At 65.5% G+C, this 24,562-nt stretch carries 13 protein-coding genes; 10 read left to right on the forward strand and 3 right to left on the reverse strand.

The annotated features are described in order from the left end of the window. The first annotated feature begins 8 nt into the window (after window positions 1-8). The 3 genes from R3F42_05120 to R3F42_05130 all read left to right on the forward strand — a co-directional run bounded on the left by R3F42_05120 (window position 9) and on the right by R3F42_05130 (window position 10,164). Window positions 9-1,148 carry a hypothetical protein gene (locus tag R3F42_05120; protein ID MEZ5541406.1) on the forward strand — a complete coding sequence of 380 codons (1,140 nt, stop codon included), beginning with the start codon at window positions 9-11 and terminating at the stop codon, window positions 1,146-1,148. Between the two features lie 131 nt (window positions 1,149-1,279). Further along, window positions 1,280-7,099 (forward strand): OmpA family protein, encoded by a 5,820-nt coding sequence (locus tag R3F42_05125; protein MEZ5541407.1) that lies wholly within the window; start codon window positions 1,280-1,282, stop codon window positions 7,097-7,099. 8 nt (window positions 7,100-7,107) lie between these two features. Next, a complete protein-coding gene (locus tag R3F42_05130; protein ID MEZ5541408.1) occupies window positions 7,108-10,164 on the forward strand; it encodes a hypothetical protein in 3,057 nt (1,018 codons plus the stop codon). Window positions 10,165-10,185: 21 nt separating this feature from the next. Here the strand turns inward: R3F42_05130 and R3F42_05135 are convergent, their stop codons facing one another. Next, window positions 10,186-10,647 carry a hypothetical protein gene (locus R3F42_05135; protein MEZ5541409.1) on the reverse strand — a complete coding sequence of 154 codons (462 nt, stop codon included), beginning with the start codon at window positions 10,645-10,647 and terminating at the stop codon, window positions 10,186-10,188. A gap of 180 nt (window positions 10,648-10,827) precedes the next feature. Between R3F42_05135 and R3F42_05140 the strand changes: the two genes are divergently transcribed. Continuing rightward, the gene (locus R3F42_05140; protein ID MEZ5541410.1) at window positions 10,828-11,736 is read left to right on the forward strand and encodes a LysR family transcriptional regulator; all 909 of its coding nucleotides are present in this window, start codon (window positions 10,828-10,830) and stop codon (window positions 11,734-11,736) included. Between the two features lie 66 nt (window positions 11,737-11,802). On the opposite strand, the gene secF is transcribed toward R3F42_05140, so the two are convergent. Together secF and R3F42_05150 are read right to left on the reverse strand one after the other, a co-directional pair. After that, window positions 11,803-12,741, reverse strand: coding sequence for a protein translocase subunit SecF (gene secF, locus R3F42_05145; GenBank protein ID MEZ5541411.1), 939 nt, complete (start codon window positions 12,739-12,741; stop codon window positions 11,803-11,805). Window positions 12,742-13,112: 371 nt separating this feature from the next. Continuing rightward, window positions 13,113-14,969 carry a DUF349 domain-containing protein gene (locus R3F42_05150; protein ID MEZ5541412.1) on the reverse strand — a complete coding sequence of 619 codons (1,857 nt, stop codon included), beginning with the start codon at window positions 14,967-14,969 and terminating at the stop codon, window positions 13,113-13,115. A gap of 225 nt (window positions 14,970-15,194) precedes the next feature. Between R3F42_05150 and R3F42_05155 the strand changes: the two genes are divergently transcribed. From R3F42_05155 to R3F42_05180, 6 genes are all read left to right on the forward strand, one after another. Then, the gene (locus tag R3F42_05155; protein MEZ5541413.1) at window positions 15,195-15,416 is read left to right on the forward strand and encodes a hypothetical protein; all 222 of its coding nucleotides are present in this window, start codon (window positions 15,195-15,197) and stop codon (window positions 15,414-15,416) included. 578 nt (window positions 15,417-15,994) lie between these two features. Continuing rightward, entirely contained in the window at window positions 15,995-17,404 is a 1,410-nt protein-coding gene (locus tag R3F42_05160) for a DUF5666 domain-containing protein (protein ID MEZ5541414.1), read from the forward strand. Window positions 17,405-18,218: 814 nt separating this feature from the next. Further along, the gene (locus R3F42_05165) at window positions 18,219-18,581 is read left to right on the forward strand and encodes a response regulator (GenBank protein MEZ5541415.1); all 363 of its coding nucleotides are present in this window, start codon (window positions 18,219-18,221) and stop codon (window positions 18,579-18,581) included. A gap of 51 nt (window positions 18,582-18,632) precedes the next feature. After that, on the forward strand, window positions 18,633-20,774 hold the full coding sequence (locus R3F42_05170) for a chemotaxis protein CheA (protein ID MEZ5541416.1): 2,142 nt from the start codon (window positions 18,633-18,635) through the stop codon (window positions 20,772-20,774). Between the two features lie 15 nt (window positions 20,775-20,789). Continuing rightward, window positions 20,790-21,308, forward strand: coding sequence for a chemotaxis protein CheW (locus tag R3F42_05175; protein ID MEZ5541417.1), 519 nt, complete (start codon window positions 20,790-20,792; stop codon window positions 21,306-21,308). A 123-nt stretch (window positions 21,309-21,431) separates the two neighbouring features. Beyond that, window positions 21,432-24,560 carry a methyl-accepting chemotaxis protein gene (locus R3F42_05180; GenBank protein MEZ5541418.1) on the forward strand — a complete coding sequence of 1,043 codons (3,129 nt, stop codon included), beginning with the start codon at window positions 21,432-21,434 and terminating at the stop codon, window positions 24,558-24,560. Window positions 24,561-24,562 lie beyond the last annotated feature (2 nt).

Below are 24,562 nucleotides of genomic sequence, written 5' to 3' on the forward strand. Positions count from 1 at the left end.
GATGTAGCATGCAGCACTTGTTCATACGCAAGCCCGTCAGTCGCCTGCTGGCACTGGCGTTACTCAGCGCTGGCGCGCAGAGCACGTTCGCGGTCGGAACGCAATCCGGCGCCACCATCAGCAACACGGCCACGGTCGACTACCAGGTCGGGACCGATCCGCGCAGTGCCACCGGTGCGGCGCCGGACATCCTGGTGGACAACCGCGTCGACATGACGGTGACCAACACCGATGCCGGCAACAACGTAAACGTCAATCCCGGGCAGGTCGACCGGGTGCTGACCTTTACCGTGACCAACACCGGTAACACCACCCAGGGCTATCTGCTGTCGGTGGACGTGCCGAGTGCCGCCATTCCCATGGGCAACATCCGCATCTACGTGGATGCCAACAATGACGGCATACCCGATGCCGGCGAGCTGTACACTGCCGGCACCAACGCGGGCGACCTGAACCCGAACGGCGTGCTCGGCACCGACGATGTCATGCAGGTGCTGGTCGTGGCCGACACCCCGGCCGGTGCGCTCGATGCGGCCGTGGACGATGTGCGCCTGGTGGCGCAGGCCACCAACGCCGGTACCGCGACCGCGACGACGGCGGCCGTGACACCGACGGCCGGTGTGGACGTGGTGTTCGCCGATGCGGCGGGCACGACCAGCGACGCCAACCGTGACGGCCAGCACTCGGCGGCGGCGAGTTACACCGTGCTGAGCGCCGCGCTCACGGCGGCCAAGACCGTGCTGTCCACCACGGACGAGTTCGGCAGCGGCTTCGCGATTCCGGGCGCCAACGTGGTCTACCAGATCCGCGTGACCAATGGCGGCGCGGCCACCGTGGATGCCAATACCGTTGCGGTGATGGACCAGATCCCGGCCAGCACGCGGCTGTGCGTTGCGACCGTGGGCAACTGCACGGCGCCGGCGTTCGTCGACGGCACGCCCAGCAGCGGTCTCAGCGTGGCGGCGTTCGAGTACTCCTTCGTCAGCGGTCCCACGGCATGCGACAACGCCAGCTTCACGGGGTCGACACCGACGGCGGATGCGGACGGCTACGACGCGACCGTTACCTGTGTACGGCAGCGACCGACGGGCAGCATGAGCGGCTCCGGCGGTTTCTTCGATGTCCGGATCACGGTCGGTATCCAGTAACCCGGGTTGCCGGAGCACCGTTATTGATCTCCACGACAGGTACTGCATGGCGCCAGTGCCGCAGGTCTCGCGACCTGCGGCACTGTCGCGTTTGCGGGTCCGTAACGCGTGACGCCTAGGTGCGGATGCGCGTGGCCAGCACCCGGCGGTACCACGGCCTGCCTGCCTGTTGCGGGTGGCTGCTGGCCGGCCTGCTGCTGTTGCCGGGCGTCGCCGCCGCGGTGCCGGCAGGCACGCTCATCCACAACACCGCGCTGGCAACCTTCAACGGCGGCCTTGCCAGTGTTTCCAACACCGTCACGACGGTAACGACGTGGCCGCGGGTGCCGTCCTCGCTCGAGTTCCTGAAATACGCGCCCGGCAGCGCAGCGGCGCTACCGGTACCGGTCGCGGTTACCGACTACAGCAGCGGCGGGACGGTGACGGGACCGTTTCTGCCGCTGCCGGCGCCGCTCCCGGCGGCTAGCGCCACGCCGATCGACCTCGGCAGCCCCGTGCCGCTGGCGCCGGCCACAATGTTTCACCAGGGGGAGCCGGTCTTCGTGCGCCTGACCGACCTCGACCAGAATACCGATCCGGCGCGGGCCGAGACCGTTACGGTCAGCATCGGCGTGGGCGCGACCGGCGACACCGAGTTGCTGCGTCTGACCGAGACCGGTCCGGATACCGGCATCTTCACCGGCTACATCCAGTCCTACGTCGCCGCCCTGGCACCGGCTGCCGCGACCGCGGCCAACGGCCAGCTCGGCCTGCGCGATGCGGCGGAGATCGTGGCCAGTTATGTCGATGTCTCCGACAACACGGATACGTCGATCACATCCACGTTCGTCGATCCGTACGGGCGTGTGTTCGCGAGCAGTACCGGGCAGCTCGTCGACGGTGTCACGCTCACGCTCGTCGATGCCGCCACCGGGGCGCCGGCGGCGGTGTTCGGTGACGACGGTGTGAGCGCATTTCCGTCCACGCTCACCAGTGGCGGCAGTGCCACCGACAGCAGCGGCACGGTGTACGCCTTCGCACCGGGCACCTACCGCTTCCCCTTCGTCGCGCCGGGCAGTTACCGCATCGTGGTGACGCCGCCCCCGGGCTATATCGCACCCAGCGTCGTGCCGACCGCCGTACTCCAGGCCCTGCCAGGGGCGCCGTTCGCACTCGATGAGCAGGGATCGCGCGGTGCGCCCTTCAGCGTTGCGCTCGGTCCGGCGATCCAGGTGGATATCCCGCTGGATCCCGGCACGACCGGCTTTTTCCTGAGCAAGGCGGCCAGCGAACGGGTGGCGGCGGCCGGCGACTTCCTGCAGTACCGGCTGCGGCTGAGCAACGAAACCGGTGTCGCCGCATCGGCCGCGCAGATCACCGATACCCTGCCGCCCGGGCTACGCTACCGGCACGGCTCGGCCAGCCGTGGCGACAGCCCGCTCGCGGAGCCGGCCATCAGTGCGGACGGCCGGCTGCTGAATTTCAACCTGGGCGATCTGGCCGACGGCGCGGTCGTCGAGCTGCGTTACGTGGTGGAGGTCGCCGCCGGCGCACCGGCCGGTGTCGCGGTCAACCGTGCCACCGCCAGTGCCGGCAACGGCACGCTGGTATCGAACCAGGCCGTGGCCAGCGTGGAGATCCGGCAGGACCTGCTGCGTGACCGCAACGTCCTCATGGGGCGGGTCATCGCGGGTGACTGCGATGCGCCGGACAGTCCGGCGTCCGGCGCCGTGGCCGGCGTGCGCGTCTACCTGGAAAACGGCACCTATGCAGTGACCGATGCCCAGGGCATGTTCCACGTCGAGGGCGTGCGGCCCGGCAGCCATGTCGTGCAACTGGACCTCGATACCCTCGGGCCGGGCTATGAACCGGTGATCTGCGACGAGCACACGCAGTTCGCCGGGCGCGCCTTCTCGCGCTTCGTGGACCTCCAGGGCGGGACCCTGTGGCGGACCGACTTCCACGTGCGCGCACTGCCACCGCCGCATGCGGAAGTCGGGCTGACGTTCGCAAGCAGCGTGGACGATCATGTCGCCACCTATCACCTGGCGCTGCAGGGCGGTGACCTGCCGCTCGGAAACCTGCGCCTCATGATCAACCTGCCTGCCAGCGTGCACTACCTGTCCGGCAGCAGTGTGCTCGACAATGCCAGTGTTGCCGATCCGGAAAGCCGCGGCTCGGTCCTGATCTATCCGCTGGGTGAGGCAACGGGCGCCTGGACCCGCGAACTCAATTTCCTGGCCGCGGTGGATGCGAACGGCGAGACCGCCACGCTGCCCGCCCGGGCCTTCCTGATGTTCGACGGTCCCGGCCAGGCCGGACAACGGACACCGGTGGTCGAGACCGTGTTGCAGCGCGTGTTGCACGAGCATCGTCTCGAGGGCGAGGCCGGCACCCATTTCGCCACCTTCAGCGCCCAGCTGAGCGATCCCGACAAGGCCGTGCTGGATCGCATCGCGGCGGAGCTGCGCGGCCACCGCGTGCTGCACATCGAGGCGATCGGCCATACCGACAATGTCCGCATCAATCCGCGCGCGCGCGATCAGTTCGCCGACAACCTGGCGCTGTCGATCGCCCGCGCGCAGGCGGTGGGCGATTACCTGGCCGGGCTGCTCGGGCTGCCGGACGGTGCGCTGGTGATCCGGGGACAGGGGGCGACCCGGCCGTACCAGCTGAACAGTTCGGACCACGGGCGGGCCAGCAACCGCCGCGTCGAATTGCATATCGTGACCGAGACCATGCTGGATGCCGCCCGGTTGGGTGAACTCGGGCGGCCGGGCAATATCACGGTCGAGGTGGCAGGTGCCTGGCAGGGTCCGCTGATCCCGGACCGCAAGACCTCATCCGCGGAGGTGCGCCAGCTCACCATGCCGGTCTACGACCGGGCCTGGGTGGAGTCGGCGCAGCCCGGACTGCAACTGCTGTGGCCGCCGGAGGACCACAACCCGCCGATCCCCAGTATCCGCATCGCGGTCAAGCACGATCCCGCGCAGGAATTGACGGTGCTGCTCAATGGCCGGCCGCTCGGCGCGCTGAACTTCGACAGCCGTGTCAGCAACGGTGCCGGCACGGTCGCGGTCAGCCAGTGGGCCGGCGTCGATATCGAACAGGGCAACAATACCCTGGTGGTGGAAACGCGCGCGGCCGACGGCCGGCTACTGGAGCGCATCGAGCGCGCCGTGCGCATGTCGACCCTGCCGGTGCGCGCGGAACTGGTCGAGGCGCAGTCTCGCCTGGTCGCCGACGGCAGGCAGACACCGGTGATCGCGGTACGTCTGTACGATCGCGACGACCGACCCATCCGCGCCGGCCTGATCGGTGAATTCAGCGTCGAGCCCCCGCACGTGGCGCAGCAGAACATCGATGACCTGCAGCGCCAGCCGCTGGCGGGGCTGGATCGCGGCCGCCCGCGCTATCGCGTCGGCGCGGACGGGATCGCACTGATCGAGCTCGAGCCGACGACCCGGAGCGGCGTGGCCACACTGGTGATCCCGCTGGCGAACCGTGCCGCCACGCTGCGACCCTGGCTGCAGCCGGCGCCACGCGACTGGATCCTCGTGGGGCTGGCAGAGGGGAGCGTCGCGCATGGCACCGTCAGCGGCAACCTGACATCGCTCGCGGACGCCGGCCTCGAGGCGGATACCTACACCGATGGCAAGCTGTCGTTCTTCGCCCGCGGCGGCATCAAGGGCGAGTGGCTGCTGACACTGGCCTACGATTCGGCCAAGGACCGGCAGGAGCGCGACACCCTGTTCCAGGAAATCGATCCCGACGCCTACTATCCCGTGTACGGCGATCGCATGGTTCAGGGCTATGATGCCTCCAGCCGGGACAAGCTCTACGTCCGGCTCGAACGCCGCCAGTACTACGCCCTGTTCGGCGATTACCAGACCGGGCTGACCGTGACCGAGCTGGCCCGCTACGACCGCTCCCTGACCGGGTTCAAGTCCGAGCTGCGCAGCGGACGCTACAACCTGAATGCGTTTGCCAGCGACACCGCCCAGGACTTCGTGCGCGACGAGTTGCGCGGGGAAGGCACGTCGGGGTTGTACCGGCTGAGCCAGCCAGACCTGGTGTACGGGTCCGAGCAGGTGCGGCTGGAGACGCGTGACCGGTTCCGCCCGCAGCACGTGCTCTCCTCCCGGCCGCTGACGCGCAATATCGATTACAACATCGATTATGCCGCCGGTACCCTGTTCTTCCGGCAACCGGTGCCGAGCCAGGACGGCAGCCTGGATCCGGTATTCATCGTCATCGACTACGAGAGCGGGGCCGGCAGCACGGAACACCTGACCTATGGCGGGCGCGGTGCCGTGACGCTGGCAGGGGAGCAGGTCGAGCTCGGTGCCACCTATATCAGCCAGGGCGGCAGCGGCGGCGACGACCGGCTGCGGGGCGTCGATGCGACCGTCGATATCACCGCCAGCCTGCAGATGAAGCTGGAATACGCGAACAGCCGGGAACATACCGGCAGCGACCGCGACGCCTACTTCGCGGAGCTGCGCCAGAGTGCGGGCAGGGCCGACGGCAGCATCTATTACCGCGAGCAGGAAACCGGGTTCGGTCTGGGCCAGCAAAGCCGCAGCGGCGACGGTATCCGCAGCTACGGTTTCGACGGCCGCTACCGGCTGACCGATCGCTTCGATTTCACGGCACAGGCCTTCCGTCAGCACGACCTGGAAACCGCCGCCCAGCGCGACGTGCTCGAAGCCGGCATGGTGTACGACACCACCGACCAGGGCATGCATGCGGGTCTGCGCCAGGCCCGTGACCGCCGTGCCACGGGACCCGACGATATCTCGCGCCAGCTCACGCTCGGCGCGCACCGCAGCCTGCTCGACAGCCGGCTGAACCTGCGCATCGACCACGACCAGTCGCTGCAGGACAACAGCAACCCCGACTACCCGACTCGCACCCTGCTGGGCGCAGACTACCTGCTCAATCCCTCGACCGCCCTGTTCGTGGAGCAGGAACTGAGTTTCGGCGCGCAGCAGGACACCCGCGGTACCCGCGTCGGCATGCAGACCCGGCCCTGGGCGGGTACGACCGTGCACACCTCGCTGGAGCAGCGCGCGAGCGATTACGGGCCGCGCCTGCTGGCCAATGCCGGTGTGCAGCAGACCTGGCAGGTCGACGCGCACTGGAGCGTGGATGCCGGGCTGGACAGCAGCACGACCCTGCGCGAGCCGGGCGCGCAGCCGCTCAGCGCGGCGCTGCCGCCGGCATTCGGCGCGACCGAGGATTTCACCGCCGTGTCGCTTGGTGCCACCCGCCAGGACGAGGACTGGTCGTGGACCTCGCGCATCGAGCGCCGCAGCGCCGAGACGGAGGACAAGTGGAGCTTCACCAGCGGCGCGGCCGGCACGCCGCGCGCGGGTCTGGGGCTGTCGGCGCGCCTGCAGCTGTTCGCGACGGACAGCGCGAGCGGTGCCGACAGCCGGCAGGGCGAGTTGCGGCTCGGCATCGTGCGCCGTCCGTTCGGGCGGCGCTGGACGCTGCTGAACCGGACCGACCTGACCGTGGACAGCCGGGACGGGGATGCCGGGACGCTGCATGGCTGGAAGGCGGTCAACAACACGCTGGCGAACTACCGCAGCGCCGGAAACCAGCTGAGCACCTTCTACGGCGCCAAGTATGGTCGTGACACGATCGACGGCATCGGTTATGACGGCTACACCGACGCCATCGGGCTCGAGGCGCGGCGCGATCTCGGCCGGCGCTGGGACGTGGGCGCGCGCGCCAGCACGCTGCGCAGCTGGCATGCGGATCAACAGCACTATTCCTACGGCGTGTCCGTCGGCTACAACCCCGCGACCAACGTCTGGGTGAGCGCCGGTTACAACTGGCGCGGTTACCGCGACGATGATTTTGCGCTGGCCGGCTACACGGCAAGCGGGCCGTATCTGAGCCTGCGCTTCAAGTTCGACCAGGAGTCGGTGCGCGCAACCGCCGACTGGTTCAACCGGGACTGAGGCTGCGGATGGGACAGGTACGGCACACGTCAGACACTGCGATCAGGCCGCGCACGGGGCGTGCCGACGGCGGCGCCAGCGCCGCGTTCCGGCGCCTGCTGCTGGTAGGGAGCCTGCTGGCCTGCTGCGTACTGGCGCCCTGGCAGGCGGCCGTGGCCGGGGTTCCCGTCACCTTGTATCGCAGTTTCGTCGGCAACATGGACTACACCGCCACCGGCGGTTCCCTGCGTGCCGCGTCGAACAGCGTCAATCCCTGCGCGCTCGTCGCCAACGGCCGCAGCAGTGCCGTGCTCGGCGGCATCCCGGCCGGTGCCACGGTCACCGCGGCCTATCTGTACTGGGCCGGCTCCGGTGCGGCGCCGGATTACAACGTCACACTCGACGGCATGCAGGTCAGTGCCGACCGCACCTTCACCGAGACCTTCCGCACCGGCGGCACGGACTACGACTATTTCAGCGGCTTCGAGGACGTCACCGCCCACGTCGCCGCCAAGGGCAACGGCACCTATACCTTCGCCGGCCTGCGCGTCGACAACGGTGCGCCGTACTGCAACGTGTCCGCGGTCATGGCCGGCTGGAGCCTGCTGGTCGTTTACGAGCACGCATCCGAGCCGTTGCGCGCCGTCAACGTGTACGATGGTTTCCAGTATTTCCGCGGCGGCACCCTGTCGCTGACCGCAGGCAATTTCGTCATCCCCGCAACGGGCATCGACGGCAAGCACGGCGTACTGACCTGGGAGGGTGATGTCGAGAACTCGAGCGCCATGGGCGGCTACACCGAGGCGCTGACGTTCAACGGCACGGCCCTGACCGACGGCCTCAACCCGCCGAGCAACCAGTTCAACTCGACTATCAACGTCCTCGGCAGCAACACCAGTTATGGCGTGGATCTCGATAACTACGATATCAGCAGCCTGCTCGTACCCGGCGCCACATCGGCCACGTCGGTCTACAGCTCCGGCGCCGACCTGGTGCTGCTGAGCATGGAGGTGCTGAGCGTCACGCATGCGCTGGCAGCGGATCTCGCCATCAGCAAGACCCACGCGGGCGATTTCGCGGTCGGGCAGCCGGGCGTCTATAACCTCGCTGTCAGCAACAACGGTCCGGCTGACGAGCCTGGTCCCGTGACCGTGCACGACACCCTGCCGGCCGGGCTGGGATTCGCGGCCGCGACCGGTACGGGTTGGAACTGTACGGCATCGGGGCAGGACGTGAGCTGTGTCCATCCCGGGCCGCTGGCCGGCGGTGCGAGCCTGCCGGGCATCACCCTGACGGTGGACGTGGGCGCTGCGGCGGTGCCCGCTGTCACCAATACGGCGACGGTCACCGGTACCCGTTACGACAATCAGCCAGGGAACAACAGTGCCAGCGACAGCGCCGACGTCCTGCAGCCGGATCTGTCCGACTCGACCAAGACGGTCATCGATGTCAACGGTGGAGACGTGGAGCTGGGTGACATCTTGCGCTATACGATCACGCTGATCGAACGCAACGGCACGGCGGTGTCCGGGGTGCGCGTCACCGATCCGTTGCCCGCGCACACCACGAATCTGACGGTGGTGTCCTGGCCGAACGGTGCCGGCAACGATTCGACCGCCACGCTGCTGGACATCGCCGGTATCACGCTGCCGCCGGGCGCGACCGACAGCATCGTGTTCGAGGTGACCGTCAGCGGCGGCGCCAGCGCCGGTGACAGCATCGCCAATACCGCGTCGGTCGCCAATCCGGCCGGTCCCGGTGCCAGCCCGGCTGCGCCGACCCTGACGGTGTCGGCATCGCAGCTCGCCGCCAGCGGCGACAAGGCGCTGTATCTGCAGCAAACGACCCTGTCGCGCAGGCTGCCCGGTGCACTCGGCAGCATCCGGATCAGCAAGGGCGACACGGCCAGCTGGACCCTGGATCCGGCCCTGGCCACGGCGCTCACCATCGATGGCAGTAGCGGCGTGATCCCGGTGACACTGGTGCTGGACGAGACCGGTCCGGGGCAGGCGCGTGACTATGTCATCACGCTGTCCTCATCGGCGCTGGGTCCGCTGGCAACCCTGGCGCTCGCGAACGTGGACCTGAACCCTGCGGTCACCGCCACCTACAACCTGGTGCTGACGAGTCCCGGCGACCGGGTGCTGCCGGCAGGTTCCAGTCTCACCCTGACCGTGGAGAATCGCACGACCGGTAACGGCAACCGGGCGATCCGCGTCGAGCCGAACGGTTCCTCCGTGAGCCTGCCGTCGAAAACGGTGATCAACGTCGACAGCGTGCAGCTCCATGACGCAGCCTATCCCGGCGGTGCCGCGCTCACTAACCTACAGCCGGGTGCGACGGTGTATATCCGGGCAGTGGTGAGCGATCCCTTCGGGAGTTTCGACATCACCTCGGCCGTGCTCGACCTCGCCGATCCCGCCGGTGCCTTGCTCCTCGCCGCGGTGCCCATGACCCAGGTGGCGGACTCCGGCGCCGCGACGAAGGTCTACGAGTACGCCTACACCCTGCCCGCCGCCGCGGGCGGCGGGACCTGGTCCGCGCGGGTGACGGCGCACGAGGGCAGCGAGGGCACGATCGCGCACCAGCGTACGGCCACATTCACTGTGACTGCCGGGGTGGCCGAGCTTACCCTGGTCAAGTCCGTGCAGACATTGTCCGATCCGCTGCACGGCACGTTCGACCCGTACAACATACCCGGCGCGCGGCTGCTCTACACCATCCAGGTCAGCAACAGCGGCGCTGGCGGCACGGATACCGACACGGTGGTGGTCAGCGACCTGATCCCGCCCGGCACCGCGCTGCTGGTCGGCGACCTCGGCGTGCCCGGTTCCGGGCCGGTGCTGTTCCTCGACGGCAGTCCGGCGAGCGGTCTGGGTTATACCTACAGCGCACTGGCCAGCCCGACGGATGACCTGGAGTTCTCCGTGGATGGCGCGGACTGGAGCTACGTCCCGACCGCCGATGCCGGCGGGGTGGATGCGGGCGTCCGTTATATCAGGATCCGGCCGCGGGGCGGCATGGCGGGTAACAGTGGCGGCGGGGATCCATCCTTCCAGCTGCGGTTCCTGGTCGAGATCCGCTAGACCGTTATCCCGCACCGGCCCCTAGCGTGGCGGTGCGATGCGATACGTCGCATGACACCCCGTGCAGTTCTGCAGCAGGATTTCGAGTTGGCCCAGCGTGTGCTCGCGATCACCCAGCTGTTCGGCATCCAACGCGAGTTCGTCGAAGCGGCTATGGGTGTCGTATCCCAACTGCTTGAAGGGCAGCGGCAGCTTGCCCATCAGCGCGCCGGGCACTGCCTGCTGGGCCGCGCGACCGGCGCGGCGGGCGGGCGCCGCCGCGCGCGCGGGGTCGTTCGCCGCAATGGCGGCAGTGACCTGCTGCACGCTTTCGAGGAAGACGCGCATCTCGGCCAGTACCAGATCGCGTTCGGCCGGATCCAGCAGGATGGCGGTGCGGCCGTCGCCGGCTGATTCCACGCTGCCCTGAATCACGAAGCGGTAGATCACGCCGCCCGCCAGCAAGACCAGCAGCAGCACGAGTATCCAGCATATTCTGCACATGCTTATCTTCTCCTTGCCGTTTGCGCAGGTGGTTCAAACATGGCCGGGCTGCAGCACCGCCGGTTCGGCAACCGGCCGGGCCTGCAGCACGCACCGACTGCACGGACATATTAGGGACGTTGTCGGGCCGTGAAAACGGGGTATAGTCGAACAATGAGTTCCATTAATGGAACGAAACAAATGTCAAATCTGGATTTGAACGACTGGCTGCTATTCACCCGGATCGCGGATTCCGGCGGCCTGAGCGCAGCCAGCCGACGCATGGGCCTGCCCAAGTCCACCCTGAGCCGACGGCTGGCCCGACTGGAACAGCAATTCGGCGCCCGGCTCATCAACCGTCGCGGCCGCACATTCGAGCTGACCGCTGCCGGACGTCTGCTTTATGCGGAGTCGCAGCGGCTGTCCGAGCAGGTGGCAGGCGCGCGCGAGCGCCTGGCGGTGGGTACGGGGCGTGCAGGTGGCACGATCCGGATGACCGCGCCCAAGACGCCGGGCGGGCGCTTTCTGGGTGCCTGGTTGGCGCATTTCCTGGCGGAGTATCCTGATATCCGCATCGAGCTGGATCTGAACGATCGTGTGGTCAGCCTGCACGAACAGGGTTACGACTTGGCGCTGCGGGTCGGACCGCTGGCGGACTCCACGCTCGTCGCCAGGTCGCTGGGCAGCAGCGAAAGAATGCTGGTAGCGGCTCCAGATGTATTCGCGCGCCATGATCGGCCCGCAGCACCGGCGCAGCTGGAAGGCCTGCCCTGCATCGGCTTTGGGGAACAGAACAGCGGTATCGGAACCTGGTCGTTGCAGCGGGGGCGGCGGGTGCGGCAGGTGCGTTTCCAGCCCATACTGCGTTGCGATGACATGGCCACCATCCTGCAGGTATGTCGCGGCGGCGCCGGTATCGCGCTGATTCCGGGTTTCGTCTGTCACGAGGCATTGCAGGCCGGGGAGCTGGAGCGGGTGTTGCCCGACTGGCGCGGTCCAGCGGCGCAGTTCTACCTGCTATATCCGGAACGCAGACTGCTGCCTGAGCGCGTGCGGCTGCTCGTGGATTTTCTCGTCGCGTGCAGCAAAACGGGACAGGCGCGGCGCTAATGCCCAGCATATCCAGACGGCGACGCCTGGCCGACGATAACTATGTGATAGTTCCGAAGGGCCGGTTCAGGGTTCCTGCGCATCCTGCACGTCCGGACGCTTTACCGGCATCAGGTTGGCGCGCGTAACGCCCAGCCACAACGCCAGCGGGCTGGCGACGTAGATCGAGGACACGGTGCCGATCAGGATGCCGACGATCAGCGCCAGCGCGAAGCCGTGGATGACGGGACCGCCAAAGAAATACAGCGCCAGCACCACGAGCAGGGTCGTGCCGCTGGTCATGATGGTCCTGGATAGGGTCTGGTTGATCGAGGCGTTCATTACCTCGATCACGCCGCCGGTGCGCATGCGCCGGAAGTTCTCGCGGATACGGTCGAATACCACGATGGTGTCGTTCAGCGAATAGCCGATGACGGCGAGCACCGCGGCCAGCACGGTGAGATCGAACTCGATCCGGAACAGCGAGAAAATACCCAGCGTGAAGATCGTGTCATGCACGGTGGCAAGCACGGCACCCAGGGAAAAACGCCATTCGAAACGCAGCATCACGTAGATGAAGATGCCGATCAGCGCGAACAGCATTGCCAGTCCGCCCTGTTCGGTGAGCTCACTGCCGATCTGCGCACCCACGTATTCGACCTTGCGCATCTCGACCTTGCCGGTGCCGGCCTGCTGCAACGCTTCCAGTACGTGCGTGCTCAGGCCGGCGCTGTCCTCGCCTGCGCGTGGGGCGATCCGCACCATGATGTCGCGTGCGGATCCGTATTCCTGCACCACGGCATCGGCAAATCCGCCCTTGCCCAGCGCGCTGCGCACGTCCGCCAGCTTGACGGGTGTCGCGTAGCTGACTTCGATGATGGTGCCGCCGCTGAAATCCAGCCCGAGCGCCAGCCCCTGGGTCAGCAGCGAACCAAGGCTGACGGCGATCATTACCACCAGCAGCGCGGCCATCAGCCTGCGCCTGCCCATGAAATCGATTTGCGTTCCGGTTTTGAAGAATTCCATATGTATGCTCGCAGTTTGCATTGGCCGCCTGACGTGGCGGCGGCGCAGCGGCGGAAGCTTCCGGCGCTGCCAGTCGCACAACCGCACCGCAGGTTGTGCCGGACTGGCACCCCCTGCCGTCGCGGTCATGCCGGCCGGGAGATCGGTGCGGGCATTTCGACCGGGCGGCCGGGGGAAAGTTACTGCGCGCGTGAAATATTTCCGCGCCGCGGATGCATGCGCAGCGTGGCGGGATGGCGCTTGGATGTACAGGTGCGGCAGCTTTGCCGCCGTGGCCGTGCGCAGCCCGCCGTTCCGGAGCGCGGGCGGGTCGAGCCGGGGTCAGCACCCGACCGGCCGGCTGTAGCCAGCGGCGGGAACGGGGCGGTGCGTCAGTTACGCGCGATATAGCCGGCGATACAGGCCGCGATACGCTGTTCGAGCGAGGCGGCGGCCACGGGGTCGATTGCACCCGTCGTCAGCAGGGCCGTTATCAGGTCCACGGGCGCTTCCAGCGCGCCGGTGTCTTTCTGCAGCGTCGCGTTGAGTCGGGCAACCTGGTAGGCCATGCGTTCGGCCTGGCATTCCGCCGGCGATGCCAGTTCGAGCAGGACCTCGAGCTTGAGGCAGGCCTGCTGCTTGACGGCGAGATTGTCCGCCAGGGTGGCGTCATCCGCGCGGCCGTGTGCCTGGTGAAAGCGCTGCTCCATGGCCTCGGCGGCCGGGCCGGAGAGGGCCGGCAGCGCCTGCCATTCCGACGTGGCCGCAGCCGTATCGATGACCGTACCGGCCAGCGCGGCCTGTTCCCAGCGGCTGCACAGGGCGGCCCGCTGTGCGAGTCGTTCGAGTTCCATGGTTCGGGCGCGGGACCGCGCTGCGGCGAGTGCGGCCTGGTACTTGCGCTGCGCCTCGCGCCATCCGTTCTCGAGCTTCTTGTCCTGTTCGCGCGGGACCTGACCGATGCCCTGCCAGCGTTCCTGCAACTGGGTGAGCCGCGCACCGTGTTCCAGCAATTGCGCATCGGTCGCGTCGGCAAGCCCGGTAAGCTCCGCGATGAGCGCCTGTTTCTGCTGCAGGTTCTCGTTGCGCCCGGCCTGCTGTTCCTGGCGCGCGGCGTCACGGCGCCGGTACACGCCGTCGCAAGCCGCCTGGAAACGCTTCCACAGCCTGTTTTCGAGCTTGCGCGCCTCGACCACGGTGATCACCCACTGTGCTTTCAGTCGGTCGAGTGTATCCAGGGCGTCGCGCAGATTCTCTACGCTTCCCAACGCCTCGATCTCGGTGACGAGTTTCTCGCGCATGTGGTAGGAACGGGTACGCTCGCGGGCGAGATGGTTTTCGAACTGCTCCAGTACCGTTTCCAGCGACTTCTGGATCGGCTTGCGCTGTTTGAAATCAACATTTCCGATGCGGCGGAAGTCGCGGTGAGCCTGGCTGACGAAGCGGTCGAGCTCGCGCCAGTCGGGATGCTTCCAGTCGGTCGCGGCGTAGCGTTCTTGTAGCCGGTCGATGATTGCCTGGCGCCGCTTCAGATTGTCCGAGCGCTGTGCCCTGAGCTGTTCGAAGTGCGCGATGCAGGGTTTGTAGGCCTGCTCGCAGACCTGGTCGAACTTGTTCCAGAGCTCCTTGCCGGGCTGGTCGCCGGCCTGGTCCCAGGACTGCCATTGCTCACGTGCCGTCTGGATGGTGCGGGCGATCACGTTCGGCGGCTGGTCCGAACCGATCAGCTGCCGCACCTGTTCGATGAGTTCCTCCCGGGCCTGGGTCGTGCCCCAGTGGCGCCAGGACTCCAGCTTGCGCAGCTGCGGACGGGCCTGTTGCAACCGGCTTTCGATATCCGACCAGCGTTCCTCAGGCTGACCCTGCATGTTTCCCATGATGGACTGCAGCGTTTTCTCGGCCTGCACCGCCTTCTGCAGTTCGTTGGTTCCGAGTGCGTGTTCCAGCTCTTCCATCAGGGCGCGTGCCCGGTCATGGTTGCGTTTGCGGCGTTCCACCTGCCGGTGGATGCGCGTGCGCAGTTTTTCCAGGCGGTTGACGATCTGCCGGTCGAGCTGCGGATCGTGCGCGGGTGCCTCGGCAGCGGGGTCAACTTCTGCGCCGGCGCCGCGCAGGGCATCCACCGCCTTGCGTACCCGCTTGGCGCGGGTTTCGTCGATGTACTGCCGGGACGCCAGCAGGGAATCGATTTCGTCGAGTATGGCCTGGCGGTCGTCAAGGCCGACGCTGTTTTCTGTCTGTCCGGTCATGGTTCGTTATTGGCGGCTACGGCAGTAACGCCTGAGTTTATCCGAACAACGGCACCGAGGCGTACCAGTGCCTGTATTAGAACCTATCTCATAATCCCGTGCACCCGCTACCGTGACTTCTGGCGGGACGGTGTTCCGGCCGGGGTATGGGTTCCTGTCTGCAGCCGCGGTGAGCTGCTATCATCCTCGTGGCAGGTCGGTAGCAGCGCGGGGGGGGGGGCGGCTATGTCAAATCATCACGAGGCACTGGCGCGGCAGGTCGTGGAGCAGTTCACGCAAGCGCTCGGCCCGGCGGTACGTGCGCAGATCGCGCCCGCCCACCTGGCCGACCTGGAGCAGGCGATCCGCACACTGCTCGCGCATGAGCATGACCATATCGCCGATCTACTCGAGGCCTTGGCCCGGTCGTTGCGCAGCGGGGCTGACAAAGCGGCACTCGAACTGTAACCGGCCGCTCCCGACTTTGGGGCGGTAGCGCGGTCATCCGGGAACCCCCACAACACGACAGTTATCGCCCCAGGTAAGGCCGCCCGCAAGTGGGTGCCTGCAGCGCTGGCCTGCGCGGTGGCGTCACCGCTAACCGTCCGGGGCTGCTGCTGATCGGGGCGGCAGCCTCCACACCCGCTCTGTCACACGCAGTTGCCGCAGCCCCCTCCCGAACCCGGTGTCTGGCGTCTTTCCTGGCGTCTGACTTATTTCATTTTGAATCATATGGTTGCTGTGACGCCGGGACGCGGTGCTGCAGGCTGGCCGCGCCCAACCTACTGCCGGCAAGGTCACGAAATTACAGCTGCGGCATTGCAATTCCTAGAATTTGGTACTACTGTCCCAAATACGACGCGGCGTTACAACGCCAAAGGCTTTACCCGGCTGATCAGTGCGAAGTTGTTAAGTATCTGTATCTGATCATTAAATTCTGTCATTCGGTGCGGACGGGGCCGGCGCGACGCGCGGCGGGGGGCAGGCCAGGGGCCTGCCAAGGTGGATGGCGCAGTAACTCACACGATCGGAGAAAGACTATGTTTATGAAATTACTGAGAAATACCATGTTAGCCGCGGTTGTCACGATGCTGGTGGCCTGTGGTGGCGGCGGCGGGGGTGGCGCGACCAGCGCCTCCTCGATTACGGCCGCCGGAACGATCACGGGATTCGGCAGCATCTTCGTCAATGGCATCGAATTCGAAACTGGTTCTTCCAGTATCACGCTCGATGACAATCCCGGTATCGAGAGCGATCTGCGCCTCGGCATGGTGGTGAGGGTCAGCGGTACCGTAAACGCCGACGGCCGGACCGGTACGGCCCAGGCTGTGGCGTTCGATGACGAGGTGCAGGGACCGGTGGCAACGACCCCGGTGGATCCGACCGGCGATGGCCTGCAGCAACAGTTCACGGTGCTGGGTATCACGGTGGTGGCCGACCGTACCGCGACGGTATTCGACGACGGGGTGAGTTTCGACACGCTGGCGCTGAACGACTACATCGAGGTCAGCGGCTTCGTCGGTCAGGGCGGCGTGCTGAACGCCACCCGTATCCAGGGCAAGGGTGCCTTTACCCAGGGGGTGAGCGAGATCGAACTCAAGGGCGTTGCCGGCAATGTCGCCGGCACGGTCTTCGATCTCGGTGGCTTCACGATCGAAACCGCGGGCGCCGACCTCTCCGGTGTCCCGGGTGGCGTGGTGACCAACGGCATGGAGGTCGAGGTGAAAGGCACACTGACCGGTAACCAGATCGCGGCAACCCGCGTCAGCCAGGATGACGATCTGTTCGGCAGCAACGTCGACAAGGCGAGTCTGAGGGCCTGTACCAATTACGTCAGCGACGCTGACTTCAGTATCTCAGGCCAGCAGATCAATGCCGCGAACGCCACCTTCTCGCCGCAGAACCTGGTGCTGGCAAACGGGGTCGAGATCGAAGTCGAGGGCCCGGTCGTCAACGGTGTGCTGGTCGCCAGCAAGGTCGAGGCGCGTGGCGGAAACATCAAGCTCGCAGCGCGCGTCCAGGGCGTGGGTGCGAATTCCCTGAGCCTGCAGTTCAATGGCGGTACCGTGGAGGTCACGGTCGACAGCCAGACCAGCCTGCGGGATGACACCGGCAGCATCGGACTTGGCGATATCACCGCGCCCGATTACCTCGAGATACGTGCTTCCATCAATGGCAACAGCATCATCACGGCCGATGAAGTACGCCGTGCTGCCAATGTCGGTGACGATATCCTGCAGGGCCCGGCGGACAACTGTACCGGGACGGACGTGACGGTGCTCGGTGTCGGTTTCTCACTGCTGGATGGGACGACATCCTACCAGGACCAGAATAACAGCCCGATTGCCAACGCGGCGGCATTCTGCGCTGCAGTCAACGGCAGCAGCCTGTACGTGAAGGTGCGGGATGACCAGCCTGGTAACGGCATCGCGGATGAGGCGGAGTTGGAAAACTAGGCAGGTCGCGGCGGCGCCCACGGGCGCCGCCGGATTTTTTGCGGTCTAGCTCCGGCCAACCGCCTGCAAAGCAGACTCTCGGGACAGGATTGAGCGAGGGGCGCGGGTGCTGCTCTGCACCAATCCGCACCGTCAGGTCCCGCGGTGCGGCCCGCCGTTGCCGCTCGCTGCGCGCCTGTGTGCTGGCGCAAGTACACGACCCGGGTGCTGGTGCGCATGCCCGGTAGCCGGTGCGGGGGCGCTGTATTGCAGCAGTGGGCATGGTGCCGGGGGAACAACTGAAAATTGGGTCACTTCCGGCACTGCGAGCGGAGCGAAGCGATCGCTCCCGATGGAATTGGCCGGTTGGAGATTGCTGCGTCGCTACGTTCCTCGCAATGACAATTCATCAGTGGTTCCTTAGGTGATAAGTGTTAGTACATAAGAGCTATTCATAGGATATCTGGCTGATCCGATATGTTTTCCCACGGGGCTGCGTGTGCGGGGACAGGCAGCGGGTCGGCACAGTGTCTGTGCGCCACCACAGTGCGCTGCGGTAAACCCGCCGGCGTGCTTGCCGAAAGAACTGGTGCCGGGTTGCCGTCCGGTTCGCGCAATCGGAAGGGGGCCGGGCGACAGATGGTGTCGCGAGTTCCTGGCGTCTGCGCGAATAGCGACGGGTGAATCAGGACCGGTTCGGGTCGGTGGCATCGTCTCTACCCATGCGTCATCAGATGCCGACGGACATTGCGTGTCGTACGTAATAAAGGTCCTGTCTGCGTACAGGGTTCACATGTCCTGACGCTGGCGGGACACAAGCAAAGGAGTGACAAGGATGGCAAGCATTCTCGCAGTCGACGATTCCCCGTCCATGCGACAAATGGTGTCCTACACGCTGCAAAGCGCCGGCTATGACGTGCTGCTGGCCGACGATGGTGTCGAGGCGCTCAGGATCGCAACTGAAACCGAGGTCAACCTGGTGCTCACCGATGTGAACATGCCCAACATGGACGGAATCACCCTGGTCAGGGAGCTGCGCAAGCTGGGTACCTACCGTTACAAGCCTATCCTGATTCTTACCACCGAATCGGGCATCGACAAGAAGATGCAGGGCAAGGCGGCAGGGGCCACGGGCTGGATCGTCAAGCCCTTCGATCCGACCCAACTGCTGAATACCCTGCGCCGGGTGCTCGACTGATGGACTAGCGCTCCGCGTGCAGTAAAAACCGTTCATTTCCAGGGAGGGATAATGAGCATAGACCTGTCCGAAATTCATGGCGTGTTCTTCGAGGAATGCCTCGAGGGACTGAACGTCATGGAGTCCGGTCTGCTCAATCTGGACCAGGGTACGGATATCGAGGAAATCAATTCGATTTTCCGCGCCGCCCATTCCATCAAGGGCGGCAGCGCCACGTTCGGATTCATGGATATCTCCGCCTTTACCCATGTCATGGAAACCCTGCTCGACGAGATGCGGGACGGCCGCAGACCCGTGGTGCGGGCGGCGGTGGATCTGTTACTGGAGTCGGTGGATGTTTTGCGCGGCATGGTCGATGCCGTGCGCGATGGCACGGCATCCGATGCGGCGCGTGCTGGCGAGGTGCAGCGCAAACTCGAGGCCATGCTCGCCGACACCGGCACCGCAGCGGCCGACGCCGCGGCGGTGGCAGGCACGAGCCCGATGGTGCCGGGGTCGGCAGCGGGGGCTGTGGTGGTGCCGGCAACTGACAGTGCTGGTGCCGTTGCCACGCCTGCCGGAGCAGCCGTATGGCAGATCAGGTTCCGCCCCCATGTCGATGTTCTCAAGGGCGGCAATGAGCCGGCACGCATCTTCCGCGAATTGCAGGCGTTGGGCGAGCTCGACATCGAGGCGGACCTGGCCGCGCTGCCCGGGCTGGACGGGATCAAGCCGGAACAGTGCTACCTAGGCTGGAATCTCACGCTGTACGGTGCGGTGGAGCGCGCGGATATCGAGGAGCTGTTCAGCTGGATCGTCGACGAATGCGAGCTGGAGCTCGCGCCGCTGGAGCAGCCAGCCGCGTCGGCAGTGCCGCCACAGCCGGAGCCGGCAGTGGCGGAACCCGATCAGGCGGAGTCGCCGCAATCCGACGGGGTGCCGGATACCGCGCCTGCCGCGGCAGGCAAAACCGCGCAGAAGCCCGCAGCCGCCGGCAAGGACAACGGTTCTATTCGGGTCGCCATCGACAAGGTCGACGACCTCATCAATCTGGTCGGTGAGCTTGTCATTACCCAGTCCATGCTCAGCCAGATCGGCGGCAATATGCAATGCAAGGACAACGGCATGCTGGACAAGTTGCGGGACGGTCTCTCGCAGCTGGAACGCAATACCCGCGAACTGCAGCAGAACGTGCTGCAGATCCGCATGCTCCCGATCAGCTTCACCTTCAGCCGTTTCCCGCGTCTGGTGCGGGATCTCAGCGGCAAACTCGGCAAGCAGGTCGAGCTGGTGCTGGTCGGTGAAAAGACCGAGGTCGACAAGACGGTGCTGGAAAAGATCGGCGATCCGCTGGTGCACCTGGTGCGCAACGCGCTCGATCACGGACTGGAGACCCCGGCCGTGCGCCGGTCGGCCGGCAAGCCGGCGACCGGGCGGCTGGAACTGTGTGCGTATCATGAAAGCGGCGACATCATCATAAAGGTGATCGACGACGGCGCCGGCCTCGATCGCGACAGGATCCGTGCCAAGGCGCTCGAGCGCGGTCTGATATCCAGAGATGACGAATTGTCGGATGAGCGCATCTACAACCTGATATTCCAGCCTGGCTTCTCCACGGCCGAGCAGGTCAGCGATGTTTCCGGGCGCGGGGTCGGCATGGATGTCGTGCGCCGTAACATTCGGGATCTCGGTGGCAATGTCACCATCAATTCGGCATCCGGGTGCGGCAGCACCGTTACGATCCGGTTGCCACTCACGCTAGCGATCCTCGACGGCCAGCTCATGACCGTCGGGCACGAAACCTACATCCTGTCATTGATCAGTATCGTGGAGTCCATCCAGGTCCATCCGGAAAACCTCAACAGCATCACCGGGCAGGCGGAACTCTACAAATTGCGTGACGAATACATACCCATTGTCAGGCTCAACCGTCTGTTCGGTATGCGGTCCGGCACCGACGATCTGCAGCAGGGTCTGCTGGTCGTAGTCGAGGCCGATGGTCAGCGAGTCGGCCTGTTCGTGGATGATCTCATGGGACAGCAGCAGGTCGTCATCAAGAGCCTCGAGACCAATTTCCGGCAGATACAGGGCGTGGCGGGCGCCACCATTCTCGGTGACGGTACGGTTGCCCTGATCCTGGATGTGCCGGGGCTGATCCAGCGCTTTTACACAATGTGCAGGCAAACCAGCACTGCAATTGCAGACGTTGCCTAAGCGGGAGAACAGTAAATGAGTTCAGCTCATACACAGGCGGCAGATTCCACCATCCAGGTCGAGGATGACATGGACCAGTATCTCACCTTCATGCTCGACGGCGAGGAATACGGCGTGGATATCCTGCGGGTGCAAGAGATCAAGGGCTGGGATGGCGTGACGCCGCTGCCGAACATGCCGGAATTCATTCTCGGCGTGATCAACCTGCGCGGCACGGTCGTGCCGATCGTCGACCTGCGCAGGCACTTCGGGCTGGAGCCAGTGCCCTATGGCAAGACCACGGTCGTGATCGTGGTCAGGATCAGGGCTGCCGAGCAGGGCGAGCGCACCATGGGCATGGTGGTGGATGCCGTCTCCGAGGTCCACAACATCTCGGACTCCGAGCTCAAGCCGGCCCCGGATTTCGGCGGCAGTATCAGCACCGACTCGATCCGGGGGCTCGCGACCGTGAATGAGCGGATGATCATCCTGCTGGATATCGATCACCTCATGAACAACCATGTACTGAAAATCCTGAGCGAGGCGAGCGCCTGATGCGTGTGGTCGGAATCAAGCTGTCAGGCTGCGCAATGCATTGCTCGCTGCGGGCCGCCGCTGCGGCTGCGACATCGATGCGGGCGGGCGCCCCGTCTGGGCGCGAAATAGGGGTGCGGCACCATGATTAGTCCGCTACGCAAAATCATGTCGGCGCTGTGCGACCTGAAGCTGGGCGCGAAGATCTTCATAGGCATCGGGATCTGCGCGGTTGTCATCTGCATACAGGGCTATCAGTTTCAGCACAGGCTGGCCGGTGTCAACCGGCATTCGTCCGTGATAGTGACGGAGCTGCAGCCGGCGCTGCTCTATGCCAGCAGTCTCAGCGAGAAGCTCAATCAGGGCGCGATGGCGCTGGGCTACTACCTGATGAGCCGGGACGAGGGCTATCTAAAGACCTACCGGGATGACGTGCGCACGAGTCTATCCATACTCGAGAACCTGCGCGGTTCGCGGGCGCTGGTTGCCGACCCTGAGCGGCGCAGGCAGCTGGAAGATGTGGCCAGCAATCTGGCCCGTTTCGCAGCCTACGAATCCGAGGTGGCCGGTATGGCCAGGGATAGCGGCAAGACCTCGCAGCAGTACGCCACGGACAGCATGAATCCCCTGGTACGGGAAATATCGGAGCTCATGAGCCAGCTGGTGTTCGACGAGGCCGCGGAACAGTCCGCCGGTCCGGAGCGCAAGCAGTTGCTGGCCGATTTCGGCGGACTGCGCCATGCCTGGACGAGCCTTAATAACGAGCTGCGCCTGTTCCTGGCGTTCCAGGCGTCGGAGGCCAGGGAAAACATGGTGCTGTATCGGGAGGCGCTCGATGCCGCATTCGAGCGGGTCGCCGCGCAGCAGCGGTTGCTCACCTTCGAGGAGCAGCACACGCTGGAACAAATCCGGGAGAAGCTCCCGGTCTACAGGGATTACCTGGCGGAACTCGTAACCATTCACGCGGACGAGCGGTGGCGTGTCGGGGCGGTGATGATAAGGACCGAGCTGGCGCCGTTGCTGCAGTTGCTCACTCACGAGATCAGCGCGCTCGTGCAGGATTTGGAACACCTGATCGAGCATTCGGCTGCCAGCGTCAGTCAGGCTCACTTCACCGGGCAGCGGGCGATTCTGCACAGTACGCTGGTCACCCTGCTGGTCATGATCGCCGTGGGTTGGATTCTGGCGCGCAACCTGTCGGGCTCGCTCATGCGGGCGGTACGGGCAGCGGACGCGATCGCCGGCGGCAACCTGTCCGGCCGGATCGGGACCGGGCGGCGGGACGAGGCGGGCATGCTCCTGCAGTCGCTCGACACCATGCAGACGAGGCTGCGGGAGAGCCTCGAGAACGAACGTACAACCGCCGCTGCAAGCAACCGGATCAGGCAGGCGCTGGACAATGCCACCAACAACATCCTGCTGGTGGACGAGAACTACGACATCATATATGTGAACAACGCGATGCGCGAATTCGCGCGGACTGCAGAGCAGGACTTCCGTTCGAGTATCCGCGACTTCAGGGCGGACCGTCTGCTGGGCGCCAGCATCGACGCCTTCCACCGCAATCCGGCGCACGTACGCAAGCTGCTGTCGAGCGTGAACGACGCGGTCACCGCAGAGTTCAGGGTGGGAGGCCGCCATATCCGCGTGATTGCAACGCCGGTGTTCGATGACCAGGGCAGGCGTATCGGCGCCATGGCTGAATTGCTCGACCAGACGCAGGAGAATGCCATTCGCCAGGAAATCGGGGACATCGTTGCCTGTGCCATGTCCGGCGACCTGAGCCGGCGCATCAGGATGGAGGACAAGGAAGGCTTTTTCGCGACACTCAGCGACGGCATCAACAACCTCGTGCGGATCAGCGAGAATGTTATCAATGCAACCGTCGCGGTACTCGGCGCCATGGCGCGCGGCGACCTGACCCGCTCCATCCAGGGCGACTATCAAGGTACCTTCGGACAACTAAAGGACAATGCCAATGCAACCATCGTCAAGCTGACGGAGGTGCTCGGCAAGATCAGGATCAGTGCCGACACGGTCAAGAGCGGATCCCAGGAGATCGCGCGCGGTAACAACAACCTGCTGTCGCGCAGCCAGGAGCAGACCGCAAGCCTGCGCGAGACGGCAGCGAGCATGGAGACGATGACGACCACCGTGCGTCAGAACGCACACAACGCTCAGTGTGCGAACGAGCTCGCGGCCAGCGCGCGCGACCAGGCCGAGCAGGGCGGTGACGTGGTCGGCAATGCCGTCACGGCAATGGGCGAGATTACGACCGCCTCTCGCAAGATTGCGGACATCATCGGCGTGATCGACGAGATCGCCTTCCAGACCAACCTACTGGCGCTGAACGCGGCGGTGGAGGCGGCGCGGGCTGGCGACCAGGGGCGTGGTTTCGCCGTGGTGGCGAGCGAGGTGCGCAACCTGGCGGGCCGCAGCGCGACGGCGGCACAGGAGATCAAGGCGCTGATCGAGGACAGCGTGGCCAAGGTCGATGAAGGATCGCAACTGGTGAACGCGTCCGGGAAGACCCTGGGCGAGATCGTGGTGGCGGTAAAAAAGGTCAGCGACATTATCGCGGAAATCGCCGCAGCCAGCGCGGAACAGTCCATCGGCATAGAGCAGGTCAATCGGGCCGTGACCCAGATGGACCAGATGACCCAGCAGAGCGCAGCACTGGTCGAGGAGGCCGCGAACGCGAGCGGTGTGATGGGTGAAGAAGCCGAAGGATTGCACCAGCTGGTCAGCTTCTTCGTCACGGATGATTCGGCCGGTGGCAAGGACGTTGCTGAACGGCGTTCGGGCACGCGCCCCTGGGCCCAGTCAGGCAACAGGCTGTCCGCGCTCGATGAAAAGATGGATTTTTCAGCGGCCAGGCTCAAGCACCTGAACTGGAAATCCCAGCTCAGATCCTTCCTCGACGGCAAGAAATCCATGACCGTGGCTGAGGCGGTGTCCGAGCGTGACTGTGACCTGGGCAAATGGCTGTACTCGTCCGGGCTGGGTCACTACGGCCATTTGCCGGAGATGAGTGCGCTGGAGGCGGAACACTGCGCCCTGCATGCCACGGTCAAGAACGCGATCAGGCTGAAACAGGCCGGCAAGCTCGCTGCGGCAGAGCAAGAGTACACCCGCCTGGAACAGCTCTCGGGGCGGATCGTCGACCTGTTGCACCGGGTCGAGGACCATGTGGAAGGCGAATCGAACCAGCCAAAGTCCACAGGTGCGCACACGGATTCCGGCGGTAACGGCGAGATGTGGGCGGAATTCTAGCT

The organism is Pseudomonadota bacterium (genome assembly GCA_041395565.1).
Classification (GTDB): domain Bacteria; phylum Pseudomonadota; class Gammaproteobacteria; order UBA9214; family UBA9214; genus UBA9214.

Coding starts and splice junctions, on each gene's coding strand:
- R3F42_05120 (MEZ5541406.1), top strand. CDS start 9: ATGCAGCACTTGTTCATACGCAAGCCCGTCAGTCGCCTGCTGGCACTG.
- R3F42_05130 (MEZ5541408.1), top strand. CDS start 7,108: ATGGGACAGGTACGGCACACGTCAGACACTGCGATCAGGCCGCGCACG.
- R3F42_05135 (MEZ5541409.1), bottom strand. CDS start 10,647: ATGTGCAGAATATGCTGGATACTCGTGCTGCTGCTGGTCTTGCTGGCG.
- R3F42_05140 (MEZ5541410.1), top strand. CDS start 10,828: ATGTCAAATCTGGATTTGAACGACTGGCTGCTATTCACCCGGATCGCG.
- secF (MEZ5541411.1), bottom strand. CDS start 12,741: ATGGAATTCTTCAAAACCGGAACGCAAATCGATTTCATGGGCAGGCGC.
- R3F42_05150 (MEZ5541412.1), bottom strand. CDS start 14,969: ATGACCGGACAGACAGAAAACAGCGTCGGCCTTGACGACCGCCAGGCC.
- R3F42_05155 (MEZ5541413.1), top strand. CDS start 15,195: ATGTCAAATCATCACGAGGCACTGGCGCGGCAGGTCGTGGAGCAGTTC.
- R3F42_05160 (MEZ5541414.1), top strand. CDS start 15,995: ATGAAATTACTGAGAAATACCATGTTAGCCGCGGTTGTCACGATGCTG.
- R3F42_05165 (MEZ5541415.1), top strand. CDS start 18,219: ATGGCAAGCATTCTCGCAGTCGACGATTCCCCGTCCATGCGACAAATG.
- R3F42_05170 (MEZ5541416.1), top strand. CDS start 18,633: ATGAGCATAGACCTGTCCGAAATTCATGGCGTGTTCTTCGAGGAATGC.
- R3F42_05175 (MEZ5541417.1), top strand. CDS start 20,790: ATGAGTTCAGCTCATACACAGGCGGCAGATTCCACCATCCAGGTCGAG.
- R3F42_05180 (MEZ5541418.1), top strand. CDS start 21,432: ATGATTAGTCCGCTACGCAAAATCATGTCGGCGCTGTGCGACCTGAAG.